General features: G+C 52.1%; 15 protein-coding genes and 1 pseudogene. 12 read left to right on the plus strand and 4 right to left on the minus strand.

Annotated elements, in window-relative coordinates; all coding sequences use genetic code 11:
• The first annotated feature begins 91 nt into the window (after window positions 1–91).
• From TRESADRAFT_RS01675 to TRESADRAFT_RS01715, 9 genes are all read left to right on the plus strand, one after another.
• Entirely contained in the window at window positions 92–1,075 is a 984-nt protein-coding gene (locus TRESADRAFT_RS01675) for a LacI family DNA-binding transcriptional regulator (RefSeq protein ID WP_002702268.1), read from the plus strand.
• Between the two features lie 18 nt (window positions 1,076–1,093).
• Window positions 1,094–1,747 (plus strand): SGNH/GDSL hydrolase family protein, encoded by a 654-nt coding sequence (locus TRESADRAFT_RS01680; RefSeq protein ID WP_002702271.1) that lies wholly within the window; start codon window positions 1,094–1,096, stop codon window positions 1,745–1,747.
• A gap of 46 nt (window positions 1,748–1,793) precedes the next feature.
• Window positions 1,794–2,762 (plus strand): glycosyl hydrolase, encoded by a 969-nt coding sequence (locus tag TRESADRAFT_RS01685; RefSeq protein WP_002702273.1) that lies wholly within the window; start codon window positions 1,794–1,796, stop codon window positions 2,760–2,762.
• 145 nt (window positions 2,763–2,907) lie between these two features.
• A complete protein-coding gene (locus TRESADRAFT_RS01690; protein ID WP_002702274.1) occupies window positions 2,908–3,789 on the plus strand; it encodes a carbohydrate ABC transporter permease in 882 nt (293 codons plus the stop codon).
• Entirely contained in the window at window positions 3,786–4,964 is a 1,179-nt protein-coding gene (locus TRESADRAFT_RS14810; RefSeq protein WP_002702276.1) for a carbohydrate ABC transporter permease, read from the plus strand. The genes TRESADRAFT_RS01690 and TRESADRAFT_RS14810 overlap by 4 nt, the downstream gene beginning before the upstream one ends.
• Window positions 4,965–5,072: 108 nt before the next feature.
• The gene (locus TRESADRAFT_RS01700; RefSeq protein ID WP_002702278.1) at window positions 5,073–6,284 is read left to right on the plus strand and encodes an AGE family epimerase/isomerase; all 1,212 of its coding nucleotides are present in this window, start codon (window positions 5,073–5,075) and stop codon (window positions 6,282–6,284) included.
• Between the two features lie 60 nt (window positions 6,285–6,344).
• A complete protein-coding gene (locus tag TRESADRAFT_RS01705; protein WP_002702280.1) occupies window positions 6,345–7,514 on the plus strand; it encodes a glycoside hydrolase family 130 protein in 1,170 nt (389 codons plus the stop codon).
• A gap of 137 nt (window positions 7,515–7,651) precedes the next feature.
• Window positions 7,652–8,647, plus strand: a complete 996-nt coding sequence (locus tag TRESADRAFT_RS01710) for a glycoside hydrolase family 130 protein (RefSeq protein ID WP_002702282.1) — start codon at window positions 7,652–7,654, stop codon at window positions 8,645–8,647.
• A 12-nt stretch (window positions 8,648–8,659) separates the two neighbouring features.
• The gene (locus TRESADRAFT_RS01715) at window positions 8,660–9,439 is read left to right on the plus strand and encodes a type I phosphomannose isomerase catalytic subunit (RefSeq protein ID WP_002702284.1); all 780 of its coding nucleotides are present in this window, start codon (window positions 8,660–8,662) and stop codon (window positions 9,437–9,439) included.
• A gap of 252 nt (window positions 9,440–9,691) precedes the next feature.
• Here the strand turns inward: TRESADRAFT_RS01715 and TRESADRAFT_RS01720 are convergent, their stop codons facing one another.
• Complete coding sequence (locus TRESADRAFT_RS01720) at window positions 9,692–9,964, minus strand: hypothetical protein (protein ID WP_002702286.1); 273 nt, start codon at window positions 9,962–9,964, stop codon at window positions 9,692–9,694.
• 118 nt (window positions 9,965–10,082) lie between these two features.
• The gene (locus tag TRESADRAFT_RS16455) at window positions 10,083–12,776 is read right to left on the minus strand and encodes a leucine-rich repeat domain-containing protein (RefSeq protein ID WP_217169643.1); all 2,694 of its coding nucleotides are present in this window, start codon (window positions 12,774–12,776) and stop codon (window positions 10,083–10,085) included.
• Window positions 12,777–12,942: 166 nt separating this feature from the next.
• Here TRESADRAFT_RS16455 and TRESADRAFT_RS14820 point away from each other — a divergent pair, with 166 nt between their 5' ends.
• Window positions 12,943–15,057 (plus strand): adenylate/guanylate cyclase domain-containing protein, encoded by a 2,115-nt coding sequence (locus TRESADRAFT_RS14820; protein ID WP_002702289.1) that lies wholly within the window; start codon window positions 12,943–12,945, stop codon window positions 15,055–15,057.
• A gap of 568 nt (window positions 15,058–15,625) precedes the next feature.
• Here TRESADRAFT_RS14820 and TRESADRAFT_RS16775 read toward each other — a convergent pair.
• Window positions 15,626–16,210 (minus strand): annotated as a pseudogene (locus tag TRESADRAFT_RS16775) (CatB-related O-acetyltransferase); the annotation flags it as partial.
• A gap of 90 nt (window positions 16,211–16,300) precedes the next feature.
• On the opposite strand from TRESADRAFT_RS16775, the gene TRESADRAFT_RS01740 reads away from it, so the two are divergent.
• The gene (locus TRESADRAFT_RS01740) at window positions 16,301–18,004 is read left to right on the plus strand and encodes a B12-binding domain-containing radical SAM protein (protein ID WP_050985001.1); all 1,704 of its coding nucleotides are present in this window, start codon (window positions 16,301–16,303) and stop codon (window positions 18,002–18,004) included.
• Between the two features lie 40 nt (window positions 18,005–18,044).
• Window positions 18,045–19,802: a DUF4153 domain-containing protein gene (locus TRESADRAFT_RS01745; protein WP_002702294.1), complete on the plus strand. Its 1,758-nt coding sequence runs from the start codon at window positions 18,045–18,047 to the stop codon at window positions 19,800–19,802.
• Window positions 19,803–19,924: 122 nt separating this feature from the next.
• Here TRESADRAFT_RS01745 and TRESADRAFT_RS01750 read toward each other — a convergent pair whose 3' ends face one another.
• Window positions 19,925–20,404 carry an NUDIX hydrolase gene (locus TRESADRAFT_RS01750; protein ID WP_002702296.1) on the minus strand — a complete coding sequence of 160 codons (480 nt, stop codon included), beginning with the start codon at window positions 20,402–20,404 and terminating at the stop codon, window positions 19,925–19,927.
• Between the last annotated feature and the right edge of the window lie 62 nt (window positions 20,405–20,466).

Below are 20,466 nucleotides of genomic sequence, written 5' to 3' on the forward strand. Positions count from 1 at the left end.
AGGGCGCGCCTGTTTCGGCTGTTTTTCGGAAAGAAAAACGGTTTCCCTTTCGTTTCTTGAATTTGGGGAGCGAAGGGGATATAATCGCATCATGAATTACACGATTGCTGAAATTTCGAAGATGGCCAACGTCGCGAAAAGCACCGTCTCGAAGGCGCTGAACGGACAGAAAGGCGTGAGCGAGGCGAAAAGGCAGGAGATACTGAAACTTGTCGGCGACATGAACTACCGCCCGAACCTTGCCGCCCGCGCCCTTGCGAAGCGCAAGACCGAGACGATAGGGCTCGTCATTCCCGCGGATGTCGATTACACGCTTTCGGGCGTGTACTGGTCCGTCATAATCGCTTCTGTCGCTGAAGAGGCATCGAAGCGCGGGTACAACCTTCTTCTCATGACGCTCAACAAGGAAAATCCGCTCAAGACCCTTGAGGACGCGATACTCAAGCAGAGCGCTGACGGGCTGATTTTTCCGTCGGAGCTTCTGACAGTGCAGGAATACAACATGCTTTCCGCGTCCGACATGCCGTTCGTCATTCAGGGGCGCGCGCCGTTCGCCAACCACTGCTGCGTTGACGTCCGGAGCGAGGACGGGGCGTTCCGGCTGACGAAGCGGCTCGTCGAGAAGGGGTTCCGCCATATCGGATGCGTCACGGGGCCTGATTCGTTCCTGTACACGCAGGAGCGAATATCGGGATTCAAAAAGGCGCTCGCGGAGTCGTCGCTCGACTGCGACATGATAATCGGCACCCTCTATTCCGAATCGACGACGAAGGAGAATGTCAGGAAATTCCTTGATGAGCATCCGGCAATCGACGCGCTCTTCCTTGCGGCGGGCGGAGAATTCGCGTTCTACGTCTTCGAGGTGCTCAAGGAGCGGAACGTCGATATGGGAAAATTCGGCATCGCTGTCTTCGACGAGTGCCGCTCGTTCGGGTTCCTTCCGTTCCCGGTTATTTCAGGAAGGCAGCCCATCCGGCAGATGGGCGCTCAGGACGCGCGGAATCTCTTCCAGCTCATCGACAAGGAGACGCCGCCGTCGCTTTCCCTCTTCGACATAGAAATTCTCGAAAGCTGAAAAAAAGGAGAACCAGCTGTGGATTTAAAAGGAAAGAAAATTCTGTTTCTCGGTGACAGCATCACCGAAGGTTGGGGAGCTTCCTCAATCGAAAAAACGTACTGGTCGCTGCTCTCTTCCGTTGACGGGGCGGCCGTGAGGGCGTACGGAATAGGCGGAACGCGAATCGCGCGGCAGATTGTCCCGTCGTGCGAGCCGAAATATGACCGGAATTTCGTTTCGCGCGTCGGCGAGATGGAAAACGGGGCGGATTGCGTCGTCGTTTTTGGCGGGACGAACGATTACGGGCACGGCGACGCGCCGCTCGGCTCTTTTGACGACAGGACGGACTCGACTTTTTACGGCGCGCTCCACAGCCTCTTCCTTGCGCTTCTTCAAAAATATCCCGAAGCGCGGATTGTCGTGATGACGCCGCTTCACCGCGAGCGCGAGAACTGCCTCGTAAACGAAGCGGGCGTGCGCAATGTCGGCACGCTTTCCGATTACGTGCGGATTATAAAGGAGGTCGCCCGCCATTACGCGCTTCCCGTCCTCGATTTGTATTCGCTGAGCGGAATCCAGCCGGACGTCCCGTTCTTGAGGGAGCGGTACGCGCCGGACGGGCTTCATCCGAACGATTCGGGACATGAGCGCATTTACGCGCTTCTCAGGGAATTTTTGCGGACACTCTGACGTTCCGCACGGGAAATCGCCGAGGCAGTGTTTTTCAGGAGGAGATATGAGCGGGCTTTGTATAAATCCGTCAAATCCGAACGCACAGGACTGTGTGAGGAACGTCCTGCGCTATCTTTCGGAAATAAGTTTCAGGAAAGTCATAAGCGGCCAGCACACGCAGAGCCTGGCGCAGGAAGAGCTTCATTTCATCGAGGAGGTAACGGGAAAAAAGCCCGCGCTGCTCGGGTTCGAGCTTCTTTCGTATTCGCCGAACATAAACTATTTCGACACGGACGACGAGTGCATGGAGGAAATCCGGCAGAATTACGGCACGCTCAGCAGGGCGTGGGACTGGGCTGCTCAGAAGGGGCTGATTACGTTCACCTGGCACTGGTTCTCGCCGCTTGGCGGGCATTCGAAATCCTTCTACTCGAAAAACACCAGCTTCGACGCGGAGAAAGCCGCAGCGGAGGGTACGGAGGAGAACCGCGCGATGATTTCCGACATCGACGCTATGGCGGGAATTTTGCGGCCGTTTTGCGACGCGAGAATACCGGTTCTCTGGAGGCCGCTGCACGAAGGGGACGGCGGCTGGTTCTGGTGGGGCGCAAAGGGCGGGGACGCGCTCAAAAAAATCTACCGGATACTGTACGACCGCTTCGTCAACGTCCATCATCTTGACAATCTCATCTGGGTATGGAATTCGCATGAGCCTTCGTGCTATCCGGGCGACGATGTCGTTGACATAATTTCCCGCGACATTTACGGGACGCCGCACGAGCATTCGCCGTTTGCCCGTGAATTCAGTGAGCTTGTTGATGTCACGGCGCAGAAAAAGATTGCCCTCCTCGGGGAATGCGGGACGATGCCGGATGCGGAGAAGGCGATTGAGGACGGAATCGGCTGGGCAAGCTTCATGACGTGGAGCCATGAATTCTGCCTGAGCGAGCAGTACAACGATTTATCCTTTTTGCGGCGGATATACGGTTCCGAAAAAGTCGTGACAAAAGAGAGCCTGCCTGCCTTGTATTAGGCTCCGGCTTCCGGCGGGCGAGTCCTGCGGGAATGCAAAAAAAAATCAGCAACTGAAAAATTTTCTTGACAAGAAAGAAATAACAAATATACTGAAACTAAAGAGAAACCGATTTCTCTTTAGTTTCTTTTTTAGGAGTCTGCTTATGAAAAACAGAATGTCATATGCGAGCCAGCAAAAGCTTGTCGTCTTTACGTTTCTGCTGTTTCCTGTGATTCTGCTTCTGGTTTTCGGGTTTCTGCCAATCCTCAATATGTTCTTCTACAGTTTCCTCCAGTGGGACGGAATCGGCGAGAAAACGTTCATCGGAATCAAAAACTACATCGAGCTTTTCTCAAGGCAGGAAAACCTGCGCGTTTTTGGCGTGAGCATCTATTATTTTGTCGGCTCGCTCGTGCAGCTTGCGCTTGCCCTTCTTTTCGCGGTCATTCTTTCGTCAAAGATGCGGGCGCAGAATTTCTTCAAGGGCGTCCTCTTTTTCCCGAACCTCGTGAACGGCGTCGCAATCGGATTCATCTTCCTTTATTTCTTCAAGGATACGGGAACGCTGAACGAGGTGCTCAAGGTATTCGGGCTTGAGGGGAAGGTTCTCTGGCTGACGGATCCCGGGATGGTCAACTACTCGCTTACGTTCACTTCGATATGGCGGTACATGGGATTCAACGTCGTGATGTTCGTGGCGGCAATCCAGTCGCTTCCGTCGGACATGTACGAGGCCGCGAACCTTGACGGGGCGAGCGCCTGGCAGCAGTTCTGGTATCTCACCTTTCCGGGAATCGCCCCTATGATTCAGATAAACATGATTCTGGCGGTGAAGGGCGCCGTCAGCGTGTTCGAGATTCCGTACATCATGACGGGCGGTGGAAACGGCTCGTCGACATTCGTCATCCGCACGATGGACACGGCTTTCAAGTTCAACAAAATCGGCCTTGCCTCGGCGATGGCCATCGTCCTGACGGTCATCGTGCTGGTCGTCTCGGCAATACAGAACCGCATGTTCAGGAATTCAGAAGGAGGAATATCATGATTAGGAATACAAGGGAAAAACGGGCGGGACATTTGTGCCAGGACGGCATGCTCGTACGGAACTGCAAGTACCTTCTTCTGCTGCTTGCGACGCTCAGCGTCATGCTCCCGATTGTCGTGGTGTTCCTGGGCTCGTTCAAGACGAGCGAGGAATTCAACCGCTCGCGGCCGTTCGAGCTTCCCTCGTTCACGTCGAACACGGAAATATGGAAAGGCGCGAAGACGCTCGGCACGGAAAGCCGGCTGAGAATAACCGGAAAGATGCTCGAAAACCACGAGGCAAGGAAAGTCACGCTTGTCATTGACCCTGTGGAGGCGGAAAACAGCTTCGCCGTCATCTCGGACTCGGAGGGCGCGGAAGTCGGAACGGGCGAGGGAATCATCGGGGAAAGCGAAATCACCATCGCCATCCCGAAATCGGCGTGGAAAAGCGTGCGGGAAAACGGTTTTTCCATCTCGGGCGAGAACATTACGGTGCGGCGCGTCAAAGTCCTCGAAGGGTTTTTCCTTGGAAACTATGTGACGGCATTCTCGAAGGGAAACATGCTCCGCGGGTTTCTGAACACGCTCATACTGATTTTCTTCTCGGGGCTCGGAACGGTCCTCACGGGAAGCATGACCGCGTTCGTACTGAGCCGCTTCAAATTCAAGGGGAAGAAGCTCGTGTACACGGCGTTTTTGTGGATTGCGCTCATCCCGACAATCACCACGCAGGTCGCCACGTTCCAGATTGTCTACAAGCTCGGGCTTTACAACACGAGGCTTTCCTGCATCATCCTTTCGATGGGAACGGACATCATCGGCATCATGATTTACCTGCAGTTCCTGAACCACATCTCGAATTCCCTTGACGAGAGCGCGATTATCGACGGTGCGAGCTACTGGCAGGTGTTCACGACGATAATATTCCCGCTCCTGCAGCCGGCGACGGTGACGGTTCTGATTCTCAAATGCATCAACCTGTACAACGATTTTTATAATCCGCTCCTTTACATGCCGAAGCAGAGCCTCATGGTGATTTCGACCTCGCTCTACAAGTTCAAGGGGCCGTTCGGGACAAACTGGCCCGTGATATGCGCCGGCGTCGTGATTGCCGTCATCCCCACGCTGATAGCGTTCATCGCGATGCAGCGGTACATCTACGGCGGCATGGTGACCGGCTCCGTAAAGGAATAGGCGCTGGGATTTCCGAAACGCGTCCGGAACAGCGATTTTTGCAAGCAAGAATGGTTAAACCTGTTCGGAAAGTTCATTTTCAGAACAGGTCGGTTAGGAGTCAGAAATATGAATAAAAACGAGATGATGATGCTCGCCGTTTTGGGCGGGGAGTGCAGGGCGGAGCTTGCGGGGCATATCCTTCCGTTCTGGAAGCAGATGAGGGACGAGGAGCGCGGAGGCTTCTTCGGTTTTTTGGGCTACGACCTGAAGCTCGACAAGGATGCCGTGAAGGGCTGCATCCTGAACAGCAGGATTTTGTGGTTCTTCTCGAACGCGTACAAAACGCTCGGCGACAAGGATATCGTTCCCTATGCCCGCCATGCCTACGACTTCCTCAAAAATCACTGCCTCGACAAAGAGAACGGCGGCGTCTTCTGGAGCCTTAATGCAGACGGGACGGTGTGCGACAGCACGAAGCATACCTACAACCAGGCGTTCGCGATATACGCCCTCAGCTCGTATTACGAGATTTCGCACGACCGCGAGGCTCTTGAGATTGCGTTCGGGCTGTTCGATTTGATAGAAGGAAAGTGCACGGACGACGTCGGATACCTTGAGGCGTTCACTCGCGATTTCCGGCCGGAAAGCAACGAGAAGCTCAGCGAGAACGGCGTCATGGCGGAAAAGACGATGAACACGCTTCTCCATGTCCTTGAGGCGTACACCGATTTGTTCCGGGTGAGCGGGGACAATCGCGTGAAGGAGCGGCTTCACTTTATCCTGAATCAGTTCGCGGCGAAAATCTGGAATCCGGAGCGGAAACGGCAGGAAGTGTTCTTCGACAGAAACCTCAATCCGCTCATCGACCTGTACTCATACGGGCACGACATCGAGACGAGCTGGCTGCTGGACAAATGCCTCGCCGTTCTCGGCGAGGAGGAATTCAACAGGCTCTGCTCGCCGATTACGGAGACGATTGCCGCGCAGATTCACAAAATCGCCTACAAAAAGCACTCCCTCCTCAACGAATGCGAGCGCGGGACGGACAACACGAAGCGGATTTGGTGGGTGCAGGCGGAAAGCGTCGTCGGATTTCTGAACGCATTCGAGAAATCGGAGGATGAAAAATACCTTGCCGCTGCTGCGGACATCTGGGAATTCATCAAGGAGCACATGGTTGACAAAAGGGAAGGCTCCGAATGGTTCTGGTGCACCGACGAGGACGGGAACGCGATGGACGAGCCTATCGTCGAGCCGTGGAAATGCCCCTACCACAACGGAAGGATGTGCTTTGAGGTAATCGGGCGGACAAAAAAGATGATGTCCGGAATATGCTGATATGTTTTGCCCTGTCCTGATTTTCGGCGGGCAGGGTGGATTTTTCAAAAGGAGAGAACTATGACTGAATTCGAGAGGAACTACAAAAGGGAGCGCGCCCGTTTTGAGGAGCTGGTTTCCCGCAGGAACGAGAAAAGCGATTTCTACAACGGAATTTACGACCGGTACAAAAATCCTGTCTTGACCCGGAACCACGTGCCCCTTTTCTGGAAGTACGACATGAACCCGGAGACGAACCCGCATTTCATGGAGCGGCTCGGGATAAATGCCGTCATGAATTCCGGCGCGATTTTCCTTGACGGGAAATTCTGCCTCGTCGCGCGCGTTGAGGGCGCCGACAGAAAATCATTCTTTGCGGTTGCGGAAAGCGAGAGCGGAATCGACGGGTTTCGGTTCCGGGATTATCCGGTGGAGCTTCCTGACACGTGCGCTGATGAGACGAACGTGTACGACATGCGCCTGACACAGCACGAGGACGGATGGATTTACGGCGTTTTCTGTTCTGAAAGCAAGGACAAATCCTCGAACGATTTGAGCGCGGCGGTCGCGCAGGCGGGAATTGTCCGCACGAAAGATTTGAGGACATGGGAGCGGCTCGCGAACCTCAGGACGTTGCGCTCTCCGCAGCAGAGGAATGTCGTCCTTCTTCCGGAATTCGTAGACGGAAAATACGCGTTCTACACGAGGCCGATGGACAACTTCATCGACACGGGAAGCGGCGGCGGAATCGGGTTCGGGCTTTGCGACGACATAACGGACGCGGTGATTGACGAGGAGAAAATAACGAGCGGCCGCGTCTATCATACGATTACCGAAGCCAAGAACGGGGCGGGCGCTGTTCCCATAAAGACGAAAAGAGGCTGGATTCACATTGCGCACGGGGTTCGCAATACTGCCGCGGGACTCCGGTACGTTCTCTACTGCTTCGCCACGGATGCGCGCAACCCGGCAAAAGTGATTGCGGAGCCGGGCGGAGTCTTCCTCGTCCCGCTCGGTGAGGAGCGCGTGGGCGACGTGAGCAACGTCGTTTTTACGAACGGGGCGGTTGTTCATGACGGAATCGTGTACATCTACTACGCGTCAAGCGATACGCGTCTTCATGTGGCGACGACGACTCTCGAAAAACTTGAGGATTACGTGTTCAGCACGCCGCGCGACATGAGGCGGAGCGCTGACTGCGTGAAGCAGCGCGTTGCGTTCATAAAAAAGAACCTTGAATTCGGAAAATAAACCTGTTCGATAACTTCGTTATCGCTTAAGGTCGGCGAGTTCAAAATAACCGGCCCGGAAACTTCAGGTTTCAAGCCGGTTTAATAAAAAAGACGTGCCTGTCTTTGCGGCAGGCATGAAAAAAAAGGAGCGAGAAAATGATAAAAGTGGTTGGCGAGCATATTCCGAACATGCCGTGGGAGGACAGGCCGCAGGGAAAAAACGCGAACAGCCCGGTGTGGCGCTATTCGAAAAATCCGGTAATCGGCAGGAATCCGGCTCCGAACGTGAGCAGAATCTTCAACAGCGCGGTGGCGTCATGGAAGGACGGCGGATTTGTCGGCGTTTTCCGTGCCGAGACGTGCAGCGGAATTCCCTATCTCTACTACGGATTCTCGGAGAACGCGCTCGAATGGCGGTTCGGCGACTCCGCGATAAGAATCACCGACGAGAACGGAAACGACGTAAGCCCGAGCTACGCCTATGATCCGCGGCTCATAAGAATCGGCGACACGTACCACATCGTCTGGTGCACGAATTTCCACGGGGCGTCAATCGGAATCGCGACGACGACAGATTTCAGGACATTCACGTCAAAGGGAAACGGGTTCCTGCCTTTCAACAGGAACGGCGTCCTTTTTCCCAGAAAAGTGGGCGGGAACTACCTCATCCTCACCCGTCCGAGCGACTCCGGGCACACGCCGTTCGGCGACATCTTCATTTCCGAAAGCAGCGATTTGCTTCATTGGGGGAACCACAAGTGGGTCATGGGAAAAAGCGGCGAATGGTGGCAGTCCGTAAAAATCGGGGCGGGGTGCGCGCCGATAGAGACGGAGGAAGGCTGGCTGCTGTTCTATCACGGCGTTACGGGAACATGCTCCGGCTTCGTCTACTCGATGGGGGCGGCGCTTCTCGACCTCGACGACCCTTCGAAAGTCCTCCACCGCTGCGGTAATTTCCTTCTCACTCCGGAGGAGGAGTACGAGGAGCGCGGATTCGTTCCGAACGTCGTCTTCCCGTGCGCTGCTTTGGTGGACGCCGCGACGAACAGGATCGCAATCTATTATGGGGCCGCCGACACGAACACCGCGCTGTGCTTCACTACGGTTGACGACGTGATATCATTCATAAAAAAGCACGATACGATAAAATAAACGGGAGAAAACATGCTCAGACTGAATCCGATTCATTTTGACAAAATCTGGGGCTACGAGGACTGGATTGCCTCCGTCCATCCGTCCGGATTCCAGGAGAATTTCGCGGCGGCGGCGGGAAAAGACTATCCGCTTCTCGTGAAAATCATACAGGCCGATGCCTCTCTTTCCGTGCAGGTCCATCCCGACGACGAGCAGGCGATGAGGCTTGAGGGGGAGGGCGAGCGCGGCAAGACGGAATGCTGGTATGTCCTCGATGCGGAAGATGACGCGCGCCTCGTGTACGGACTCAAAAAGGATGTCCGGATGGAGGACGTCTCCGCGGCAATTAAGGCAGGAACGCTTGAGCGGTACTTGAATTTTGTGAATGTGAAAGAAGGCGACTTCGTTTTCATTCCCGCAGGCACCGTCCATGCGATTTGCGGCGGAATCCGGCTCCTTGAAGTTCAGCAGTCGTGCGACATAACGTACCGGCTCTACGATTACAACCGCGGGCGGGAGCTTCATGTCGAAAAATCGCTTCAGGTCATAAAAAGCGGCGGCCTGCTTTCCGTCCGTCCTTTTTCAGGGGATTTCAGCTGCCGGTATTTCGCCCTTAGAAAATCCGGCTTGCCGGAGACTGGCGCGGGAAAAGACCGGCTGCTTTTCGTGCTTGGGGCGGAGAAAAACGCGGGAATCTCGTCGGGGAAAGACGAATTCGCGCTTCGGGCCGAGGACATTTTCTTCCTGAAAGCCGGCGAAACGCCAAGCCTTCGCGGAAAGGCGGAATTCTTGGAGATAAGCGCGACGTAAATCCGCCGGATTCGCCGGAACGGCGCGGAAAGTATGAAAAAAGGCACGGGCGTGGAAGCGCGATGTGTCGTGCCGGCTTGTTGTCCCAAAAAAGTGAAGACCGTTAGGTCTGAGCAAATCCGTGTGACAACAAAAAAACGCCCGTGCTTTGTCGTGCAGAATCGGATTTTCATGGAAATCCGTTCGGCACGACAAAATTAAATCAACCGATTTTCAGGCAGAGCATATATTTTCTGACCAACCCCGACAAGCTTAGTCATCAAATATCTTTACGTTCGGAAAGCAACAACGAATTCCGGCGGAAATCGAATGGTTCATGCCGATTCCTGGAATCAAGGCAATCGTATAGCGGATGTCGAATTCCCATGACGCAACCAAATCATCATCCGATTTGTCAACATAGAACGGAAGGCCGATACCCACCGTATTCAGGAACGCAAGCGTATTTTCGTCTATGCTCACTGTTTTGTGACTTTCTTTGTCGGTTCCGGAATTGCTCGTCGCGTAATATGCCGCATCGAACATATAGTACAAATCGGGAACGAGTTGCTTCGTTCCCGATGGCGAATGTGATTTCAGATGATGGCTGATTCAATACGGTCAGTCATCTCTTATTTTCTTAGGTTCGATTCTTTTTCAAAATCTACTTTTTGCCGTAGATGATTTCTGCCTTCAAAAGCGGCTTGTTGCCTTTATCATCGTTGTCAATTTTAATTTTTTTCCAGTCCTTCTTGCTTCCGGCATAGTATACGGTTTTGAGCGATGTGCAGTCTTTGAACGCCTTGTAGCCGATAGTCGTAACGCTGCTTGGGATTGTTACGTTTGTCAGCGATTTGCAGCCATCGAACGCCTTGTAGCCGATAGTCGTAACGCTGCTTGGGATTGTTACGTTTGTCAGCGATTTGCAGCCATCGAACGCATTGGAGCCGATAGACGTAACGCTGTCTGGGATAGTTACGTTTGTCAGCGATGTGCAGCCTTCGAACGCACACGCGACGATAGACGTAACACCATTCGGTATTACGATATCTGTTATGCTCTCATACCAGTTTTTGTCGACATCACCGTCAGAACAATGTACGATGACATCTCTATCAGCCCCGTAAAGTACCAGCCAATGAGCCTTTGTGCCGGTAAAGTGAATTTCTTTGAGCGATGTGCGGTTATAGAACGCACCGCAGCCGATATACGTAACGCTGCTTGGGATTGTTACGCTCGTGAGCGATGTGCAGTTTTTGAACGCCTCGCCGCCGATAGACGTAACGCTGCTTGGGATTGTTACGCTTGTGAGCGATGTGCAGCTATAGAACGCTTCGTAGCCGATAGACGTAACGCTGCTTGGGATTGTTACGCTTGTGAGCGATGTGCAATTGAAGAACGCATAGGCGCCGATAGACGTAACGCTGTCTGGAATTGTTACGCTTGTGAGCGATGTGCAGTACCGGAACGCATTGTCGCCGATAGACGTAACGCTGTCTGGAATTGTTACGCTTGTGAGCGATGTGCAGCCATCGAACGCATAGTCGCCGATAGTCGTAACGCCGCTTGGAATGGTTACGCTGGTCAGTGATTTGTCGCCTTTAAAAGCCTCATAGACAATGTTGCCGTTTTCTATTTTGTTGGCGATTAATTTAGTCCAGTCTACCAAAGTTGACGGAGCATACGCGTACACATTGTTTCTTGATTTTTCGCCGGCAACCTGCGAATTGCTCTGGACATTGATGAGGCTGATACTGTTGACGTAAACGATGTACTCGGAGGGCTTGTCCACTCCTGAAGATTTCACGGAATACGTCAGCACGGCACGGATATAAGGCACGTTCATTCGGAAAAAGCTGTCGTACGCCTCGACATCGTCCTGATAGTCGTTGTATGCCCTGACTTTCGCCTCGCGGTTGGAGGCATTGGCGGACGGATATGAAGGAACAGGCTTTCCTGTGATGTTCTCGTATTTCAAAAGCCCTTTTGTGGAAAAAATGGTCTTTCCGCCAAAGACGAACGAAAGCGTATAATTCCAGCCCTGCGCATCGGAGGAGCCGTCATAGCTTCCCACGCGGAAGTACACGTCGGAGCCTTGGATGGAATCGGTCGTGAAACTCTTCGACTCAAGGTTCTTGATGTCGGAAGAGATTTTTTCCTTGAGGTTTTCCTCGGACTGCATCGCGGATGTTCTGAGCTGATTCTCGTTTTTCTGTTTCAGATTGCTGTACTTGTTCCGTATCGACTCAAGGTCGCTTTCAAGGATTTGCTTTCCGACATCGTTCAGCGAGCCGTCCGCGTTGATTTCGGTTTTTCTCGGCTTTTGTGACTTCCGCTCTTTCGTCTCTTTTTCGCACAGCCTGTCCTGCTCCGCATTGAAAGCGGCAATGTTGGAATCTATCGACTTCTCGTTCGCGAGGAGAACCTGCTTCTCGCCCTCGATGACGTCAATCATCTGCAGCGCGGTCATGTTATCGACTTTCTGCTGCCTGATTTTCGCTGCCTTTTCCTCAATTTCCTTTGAAAGCGCGACGATTTTCTTCTGCGATTCTGCGCTTCGCTCCTTTGCAAGCTGCGCTTCCTCCTGCTTCCGCTTCTCGTCGTCGCGAAGCCGTGAAAGGCGCTCCTCCTCGTTTTTCTTCTGCTGCAGAAGCGTCGCCTTCTGAACTTCGATGCGGGCTTTCTCGGCTTCCTTGTCGATTTCGGAACTGCGGTTCTTCATCAAGGCAGCCTGCTCCTTTTCCAGCCTCGCAAGCTCGGCTTTGTATGTTTCAAGATTCTCCGCCGCGTCCTCGACGGAATTGGAAATAGAACCGTACTGCAAAAGCCTTTTACCTGCCGCGGTCAGATTTACCCCGAGCGCCTCGAGCAGTTTTGCGGCAGCCTCTCCGTGTGCTTTCGTAACGAAGTCGCCTTCCGAATAAAACGGAGACGTAAAGCTGCCCTCTGTTCGTCCTGTCTCGATGTTCGTGAGCGTCGCTGCCAAACTGTACGAGGATTCTTTTTTCGTGCATACGAGCTTTATGTACGACTTCGCAGAAATCGCCTTTCCAAGCTCGAGCGGATTTTCCGCCGAGTAATACGCGGTCTCAGAATCCTTCTGCAGCTTCATAACCGTCGCTTTCTCGCCGAAATCAATCACGTCGATGTTCGAATAATTCACGAAATCGCTGATAAAATCGCGCTTCACTTTCTCGACAATCCATTCATCGGAACTTTTTCCGTTCTCAAGCTTCGACGAATAGACAAGAACCCTCTTACCGCTTCCGCCGTCTCCGATAAAATACCCGGAGTCCGCCGAAAACGCCGAAACGACACTTGCACATAACAAAGTTATTGCAAAAAAAACACTTCTCATTCTCATACTGATTTTTCCCTGCATATAGTGTAGCGATTTTTTTGCCGATTGAAAATTAAAAAGCTCAGGTCGGGAAACGGAAAAACACGTTTTGATATTTCCCTTTAAAAGTAGCTTTTTTCCACTATAATATTCGGTAGCGTTTTTCATCAGGGGATTGTAGTACGTGTCCGACTTTACAAGATTCATCAGCATATCATCGCTTCTTTTTATTTCGTTCTTCTGCTTTCAGACGGGAATTTTTTTGTGCTCGGGGCATAAGCTGAAGCAGAACGGCAGGCGGACGCTCGTCTTTGTCGAATTTTTCACGGGCTTCATGCTCCTGTCGGATGCGCTCGCCTACTTTTATCGGGGGAACACCACCGCGGTAGGATTCTACATGGTGCGCCTCAGCAATTTTTTCGTTTTTGTGTGCAATGCGTCGGTGTCGTTTTTCCTCTGTTTTTATGTCTGCGAATTCATAAAGCAGTCGCGCCTGAATTTCTCGATTCTTTTGGCGCCGCGGGATTCCATGAAAAAAGGGATACCCGTCCATCTTTTCATAGTCCTCTGCCTGTGCGCCGTGAATTTCTGTCTCATCGTCGTCAGCCAGTTCACGGACTTTTTCTATTATTTCGACGACAAAAACCTGTACCACAGAAGCACGTTCTATCCGCTGAGCGTCGTTCTGGGAATCCTGCCGGAGATTATCGTTTTCACGATGCTTCTGCAGAACAGGAAAAAGCTCGCGCTGAATGTCTTCGTTTCGCTCCTGCTTTATTTCAGCCTTCCGCTGCTCAGCGTCGCCCTGATTCTCGTCAGCTACGGCTTCCCGTGGATGAACGTTTCGTTCGGGTTGGGCGCGCTCCATCTGTTCTATTCCTCGATGAAGCTTCTGGAGCTTGAATTCTGCTCGGAGAACCGCTCGGCCTTAATCGCTGGCCCCGTCTACAAAACTGAGGCCGTCTCGACCGAATCCAAAAAGCGCGTCGTGCGGAGCCACTTCTGGCAGGCGCTTTCTTTGTGCCTGGGGGGAATCATTTTCGTCCTCGTCATCGTCTCGATAAAAGGCGTGTCGCTTCCGGAAAAAAAACTGACAATCGAAAAACCGTATACCGAGAACGACGAGGAAAAATCGGTGTGCGTGACGTTCTCGCGCAACGCGGAAAAGCAATGGGTTGACGGGGATGACATTGGAAGGACGGGCGCGCAGTACGACGGCGTCATTTTCAACAACATGAAAAGCACCATCATAACCGACTGGAAATTCTCGATTTCCGTTCCGGACAATTCCTCCGTGGACCCCGGCCCGTGGAACGGGACGTTCTCCCTTTCCGGCGGCAGGCTGAACGTCAACAAACCGCATGAAGGCGACAAGGAGAACATCCACGGCGAGGATTTCTACAGGATTACGCCCTTGAAGACGCTCGGGTTCGGCTGCATCATGTACACGCCGCACGACTACCAGCCGCTCGCGCAGGAAATCGTGTTCACCTACTCATGCGTCCTGAAGCCGCTGACGAATACGTTCTTCGACATTTTCCTCGCGCTGCTTTTCGTCGTTTTCATCATCTCGACGACGGTCATGCTGTTCGAGGGAAAGCTCATCCGCGTCGAGGAGGAGAACCGCAAGCTTGAGAGCACCGTGAAGGAGCGCACGAGGGAGCTTGAGGCGGAAAAGAACCGCTCGGAGCATCTTCTCCTGAACATCCTCCCGAAGGAAATCGCGAAGGAGCTTTCGGCGCATCCGGAAAGCACCATCGCGAAGGAATACCCGAACGTCACCGTCCTTTTTACCGACATCGTCGGCTTCACGAAAATAAGCGGCGAGATGACGGCGGAAGAAGTCGTCACGATGCTCAACAAAATGTTTTCGATGTTCGACGAGCGCGCGCAGCGCGAGGGAATCGAGAAAATCAAGACAATCGGGGACGCCTACATGGCGGCGGCTGGTCTCACGCTGGAGCATTTCAACGACGGGGCGTTCAGGATGATTCGGTTCGCGAAGGGGCTTCTGAGCGACGTCCGCGCGTTCAACGAGACGTCGAACATCAAGCTCCAAATCAGGCTCGGGATAAATTCAGGCCCGCTCGTCGCAGGCGTCATCGGAAAGACGAAGTTCATCTACGACATTTGGGGTGACACCGTGAACGTCGCGAGCAGGATGGAAAGCACGGGGCTTCCGATGAGAATCCACGTGACGGAGATGACGAAAGTCCAGACCATGAGCCGCTACGAGTACAGCAAAAATACGGAAATCGACGTGAAGGGAAAGGGCATGATGAAGACGTACTTTTTGTGATTCACCGCCGCCGTTCCTCCGTTTTCCGTATGACGGCGTCGGCCTGCTCCTTTGCCCATTCGGGGATTTCCCCGCTTTTCAGGAGGCCTCTTTCGGCGAGCATCCCGAGAACGTCGTCGTCCTGCGTCGCAATTTCGAAGCACGTGAACGAGCCGGCTCTTTTGTAGATGTCGGGCTTGTAGCCGAGCATAAGCCTGAGCAGCTTCCCGTACAGCGGGATTTCCTCAATGCCGTCGGGAGTCGCCCATATGAGCGGCGTCGCCTGCCATGAGCTCACCTCGTTCACGTCCCCACCGCGCTGCAGCACAAGGGCGAACAAATCGAGGAGCGCGATTTCGTCTTCTTTTGACGTTTCCGTCCCGCAATAATTCCACTGGAACGTCAGGTTCCACAAGACCGAATCGCCGAATTTGTCGCGCGCGAGGCAGTCCGCTCCGGAAAGGATGAGCTTTTTCGCCTCCGAAAAATCCCTCCTTTTGATTGCCGAAATCAACGCGCTTTCCGCTTTCCCTTCTTCCGAAAGGATGCGCCGTATGACGTCCTTTACGTTCGGGATGTCGCCGCTCGTCAGCGTCGGGATGAGAAGGTCGATTTCGTCAACGCTTTTGTCCCACCATTTGAGCTTCTCGAGGAGGAGAATCATCTCGTCGTCAAACCGCTTCCTGATTTCCCGCGCGGGGTTCCCGACGACGACGGAATACGCGCCGACATCGCTTCCAACAACCGCGTTCGCGCCGACAATGGCGCCGTCGCCGATATGCACCCCCGGCAAAATCACCGCGTTCTGCCCAATCCATACGTCGTTGCCGATGACGGTATTCCCTTTCAGCGGCATGTTCGTCCTGCTCGGCGGATACGCGCCCCATCCTTCAAGCGTGTAGAACGGGAAAGTCGAGACCGCGTTCATCTGGTGGTTCGCGCCGTTCATCACGAATTCGACGCCCGCGGCAATCTGGCAGAACTTCCCGATTATGAGGCGGTCGCGGTTCCATTCGTAGAGATGCGTCACGTGGCTCTCGAAGTCGGAGTCCGCGATGTAGGTGAAGTCGCCGACGGTAATCTGCGGATTTTTGAGCGTCGGCTTGACGTAAATCTCTTTTTCGTACCCTTCAATCGGATGAACCGTCATCGGGTCCGGCTTCTTTCTCTCCATTGTTTTCCTCCGGGAATTCAGGGCGCTTTTCAGGGGGAACGCGCCGTCCCGTAGGATACCAAATTCATGGATATTTGATATACTGCTGCGGTGAAAATACTTCTTGTTTCAGTAAACGCAAGCTACATGCACACGAATATCGCAATACGCGATTTGAAAAATTATGCAGACAAATATTTTTCAGACAGCGAGACAAAACCGCAAATCGAAATCGCAGAATACACGATAAACCAGCCCATTGGCGAAGTTTTGCGCAGTATCGCTTTTTTTAACGCAGACTGGATTCAGTTCTCGACATATATCTGGAATGCTGAATATGTGCAAAAGCTCCTTCCAGAAATCAAAAAAGTTCTTCCTGACTGCATTCTTGGCGCTGGAGGGCCAGAATTTGGCTATGGCGCAAAAAAGTACCTGAGCGCCATCGCAGACTTGGATTTCGTTGTCTTTGGCGAGGGAGAACGCACGTTCACGGATATGATAGAAAAAAGCAGCGGAAGAGCGAGAAGCGTTCTTTCAAGGCTTTCGGAGATAAAAGGCATTTATTGCCGAAGCGCAAACAAAGAGACACTCTTCACAGGAAACAGAGCCTTTATCGAGGACTTGGACGACATTCCGTTCCCGTACCCTGAGATGATTGAGGGGAAAGCCGATGAAGACCACAAAATCTATTATTACGAGTCGAGCAGAGGCTGTCCGTTCAGCTGCGCGTATTGTCTTTCTTCCGTGGAAAAGCGCGTGCGGTTCAAAAGCCTTGAGCGCACATGCGAGGAGATTCAGATTTTCCTCGACAACAATATAAAGCTCGTCAAATTCGTCGACAGGACATACAATCTTGACGAGGAGCGCTACATCGGAATCTGGGATTACATTCTAAAACATCACAACAAAAAGACGATGTTTCATTTTGAAATTGAAGCCGAGTATCTTTCACAAAAAGCTCTCGATTTTCTTCAAAACGTCCCAGAAGGCGTGATGCAGTTTGAGATGGGCGTTCAGTCCGCAAACAAAAAGACGCTCAAAGCCATAAACCGCTCGGCGAACACGGAAGAACTCGCCGCAAAAATAAAGCGCATTCCTAGAACGATACACCAGCATCTTGATTTGATTGCGGGTCTTCCGTTCGAAGATTTGGAAAGCTTCGGAAAAAGCTACGATTTTGTGATGAGCCTTCGCCCAGACGCGCTTCAACTTGGATTTCTCAAAATCCTGGGCGGCACTGTGATGGAAAAATACGCCAGCGAAAACGGTTGGAAATGGATGGAAAGCCCTGTTTACGAAACGTTTGCGACACCGCATTTGTCTTTTGGCGACATCGCTTTTTTGAAAGACATGGAGATTGTCACGGACGCATACTGGAACAAGAGAAGTTTCTCATACACGATGAACTATATTTTCAGCCAGACAAGCCCGTGGGCTTTCCTTTTTTCATTTGTCGATTACGCAAGAAGCAAAGACGCTTTCGTTCAGGCGCGGAAAGAATCGTATTGGTTTGAGCTTATGAATGATTTTCTTGAGAGTGAAAAAAGTGATTTTTGCAACAGCGCTCTCGACAAAAAACTGCTTTACGACCTTCTCCGCTACGATTTTGTGCGCTCCGGGAAAAAAGGAAACTTTCCGCACTGGTACGCTCACAAATACAGCGCAGACAAGCACAGAAAGCTTCTTGAGGCCGACGATGCTCTCGTAAGCGCGCGGTCGGGCTTCTCCGTCTCAGAATACGAGGAATTCGACTACGACGTTCTGTCGGAAAGACATGAGAAGCGCCGCACGGAACTGCTCATAAAGTACAAGTAATCCCCGCGCTTTTTTCGCCAAAAAACGCTATACTTTCCCCATGGAAAAGAAATCCCTTGCTCAAAAAATCCGCGCCGTGTTTTCGGATGCGCTCGTTTATCTTTCTGAACAGAAGGTCGTGTTCGCCGCGACTTTCCTGGCCTTTGTTTCGGAGTGCCTTTACATTTACGATGTGGAAAAGTTTTCCGACAAAATCTACTACGGTTTTTTCGAGGAGCTTTGCTACGGCTTTACGATGGGCGCGGTCTTTGCCATTCCTGCCACGCTTCTTTCAAAAAGATTTTCCGCTCTAAAAAAATACGCTTTTCAGATTGCCCTTGCTTTGGGGGGCGGACTTTTGGGATTTTTTGCCGAGTCAAAAGGCTTCGGGAACGATGTCTATTCTGAGCTTTACTATTTTGGAATCGGCTTTGCCGTGATTGCATCTTCTCTTTTTCTTTTTATTCCGAAGGAAAATCCACGCGCTTATTTTGCCCTTGTGTTCAAGCACTTCCTTTTCTGCGCTCTCATGTCCCTCGTGCTTTTGGGAGGACTTTGCCTTCTTGTGTATGCCGTGCAGAATCTGATTCTTGGCACAAGTGAAAATGAAATTTACACGTGCTGCCTTGCGTTCAGTTTCTTGATTTTCGCGATAAATTCATTTGTCTTCCATCTTTTTTACAGGCGGAACGAAGAATCTTCCGGCAGGGCTTTCAAAATCATCGTGCTTTACATAATGCTTCCGGTTTTTGCAGTCCTTCTTTTGATTCTGTACGCGTATCTTCTGAAGGCGCTCGTTTTGATGGAACTTCCAAACGGACAAATCAACTGGTTCGTTTCAGTGGCGTCGTGCGTCTACATCGTCTTCTTTTTCATTCTCCGTGAGTATGACGATTTGCCCGCCGTCCGCTTCTTCTACAGATTCGGTGCGTTCGCCTTTATTCCGCTCATTTGCGTTCAGATTTACGCGTACGCTGTCAGGGTGGGCGCGTACGGATTCACGGGCTACCGATATTCGAGCCTGCTCTTCATCGTTTTTTCCGTTTTGACGATTCTTTCGACCTTCTTCAAAAAAGGAAAATTCACGAAATATTCGCTTTTGCTTCTTTCTGCCCTGATACTTTTTGATTCTGTGACTCCCTTCAACCTCATAAACATGGCTTACAAAAGCCAGTACGGCCGGATGATGAATGTCCTAAAAAAATACGAGCTGTTCGACTTCCAGAACGACCGCCTCGCTTCCTACGACAGTGCCGCCCTTGAGAGCGCAATCACCGACGAGGACAGGGAGGTTTTGAATTCAAGCTATTGCTACATGTGTTTTACTAGCCAGATTTCAGAGCCGGAATGGTTTTTCAAGGAAGCGGAGACTTCAAACGGAAAGCAAAAAGAGGAGCTTTCATTTGAGGAGCTTTTTGGAATCAAAAAGAATCGCGAGGATGAAAGCATAAAGCGTTTCTATATGCGTGGCGGCGATGATAAAGATACTATAGACATCTCTGGCTTCAGGCAGATGAACGGGATTTACAAGTACGGCAATTCCCATGGCAAAAATGAAGAAACTGGAAATTGGGAGACATACGCACACAAAATCAAAGAAATCTCCGTTCCGACTCAAAACGGCGACTACGATCTTACTGAATTTTTCCTTTCGCTTGTTTCCGACGACCATCAGGAAGAGAATCAGTCTAAAAACGGCCTGTGGTACACCCCGGACGAAAAAACGGCCTTTTACTTTACGAGCTTGGATTTTCAGTACAACGAAGACCGCGCCTTGTTCAGGGAGTACGATTTTTCTGCGTGGGTCTTTTACAGATAGCGGAAGAGGGGGCGGAGTCGATGAGTGCTCGACTTCGCTCGAAAATGCTTTCAGCATCTTGCAATACAAGAGATGCCGAAACAAGCTTTCCTGCGAAAGCCGTTCGGCATGACGCCCGGAACCTAAATCTCCCGCGTCACGAAGTGGAGGACGCCGCGTTCCTTCGAAAAATCTGTCGTCATGAAAAAATCCGGGTAGACGACCTTTTCTGCGCGGCCGGACACGTCGAGCCATTCGAGGAATTCGCCGGAAGGTCCGCCGTCCGTATGGTGCCCGTTTTGAATCGCCGAAAGCTCCCCGGATATTTTTATAAGGAAGAAAAGCGATATTTCGTGGAACGGAATGCCTTTTCCGTCCACGAAAAAATTCTCGTGTATGGCGGCGAGCCGTTCGATTTCGCAGCAAAGACCCGTCTCCTCCTTCAGCTCGCGCAAAATCGCCGCCTCCGCAGTCTCGCCGAGCATGACGCGCCCGCCCACCGAATAATAGAATTCCCGCGATTCGTTCGGGTTCCGCGCCATAAGGATTTTGTTCCCGTTCCTGATAATCGCGCCGACCCGGTAATTGAATTTACCTTCGGCCGTGCTGAATGTGCAGTCCATTTCCGCTCCTTCTTTTTCCTCGCGTTTTCCGCTTTTTTTCCATATAATACCACACCGTCAGG

The organism is Treponema saccharophilum DSM 2985, from assembly GCF_000255555.1.
Lineage (GTDB): Bacteria > Spirochaetota > Spirochaetia > Treponematales > Treponemataceae > Treponema_D > Treponema_D saccharophilum.

Bases quoted from the DNA above. Each gene is read 5' to 3' on its own strand.
- TRESADRAFT_RS01675 (WP_002702268.1), top strand. From the start codon at position 92: ATGAATTACACGATTGCTGAAATTTCGAAGATGGCCAACGTCGCGAAA.
- TRESADRAFT_RS01685 (WP_002702273.1), top strand. From the start codon at position 1,794: ATGAGCGGGCTTTGTATAAATCCGTCAAATCCGAACGCACAGGACTGT.
- TRESADRAFT_RS01690 (WP_002702274.1), top strand. From the start codon at position 2,908: ATGAAAAACAGAATGTCATATGCGAGCCAGCAAAAGCTTGTCGTCTTT.
- TRESADRAFT_RS14810 (WP_002702276.1), top strand. From the start codon at position 3,786: ATGATTAGGAATACAAGGGAAAAACGGGCGGGACATTTGTGCCAGGAC.
- TRESADRAFT_RS01700 (WP_002702278.1), top strand. From the start codon at position 5,073: ATGAATAAAAACGAGATGATGATGCTCGCCGTTTTGGGCGGGGAGTGC.
- TRESADRAFT_RS01705 (WP_002702280.1), top strand. From the start codon at position 6,345: ATGACTGAATTCGAGAGGAACTACAAAAGGGAGCGCGCCCGTTTTGAG.
- TRESADRAFT_RS01710 (WP_002702282.1), top strand. From the start codon at position 7,652: ATGATAAAAGTGGTTGGCGAGCATATTCCGAACATGCCGTGGGAGGAC.
- TRESADRAFT_RS01715 (WP_002702284.1), top strand. From the start codon at position 8,660: ATGCTCAGACTGAATCCGATTCATTTTGACAAAATCTGGGGCTACGAG.
- TRESADRAFT_RS01720 (WP_002702286.1), bottom strand. From the start codon at position 9,964: ATGTTCGATGCGGCATATTACGCGACGAGCAATTCCGGAACCGACAAA.
- TRESADRAFT_RS16455 (WP_217169643.1), bottom strand. From the start codon at position 12,776: ATGAGAAGTGTTTTTTTTGCAATAACTTTGTTATGTGCAAGTGTCGTT.
- TRESADRAFT_RS01745 (WP_002702294.1), top strand. From the start codon at position 18,045: ATGGAAAAGAAATCCCTTGCTCAAAAAATCCGCGCCGTGTTTTCGGAT.
- TRESADRAFT_RS01750 (WP_002702296.1), bottom strand. From the start codon at position 20,404: ATGGACTGCACATTCAGCACGGCCGAAGGTAAATTCAATTACCGGGTC.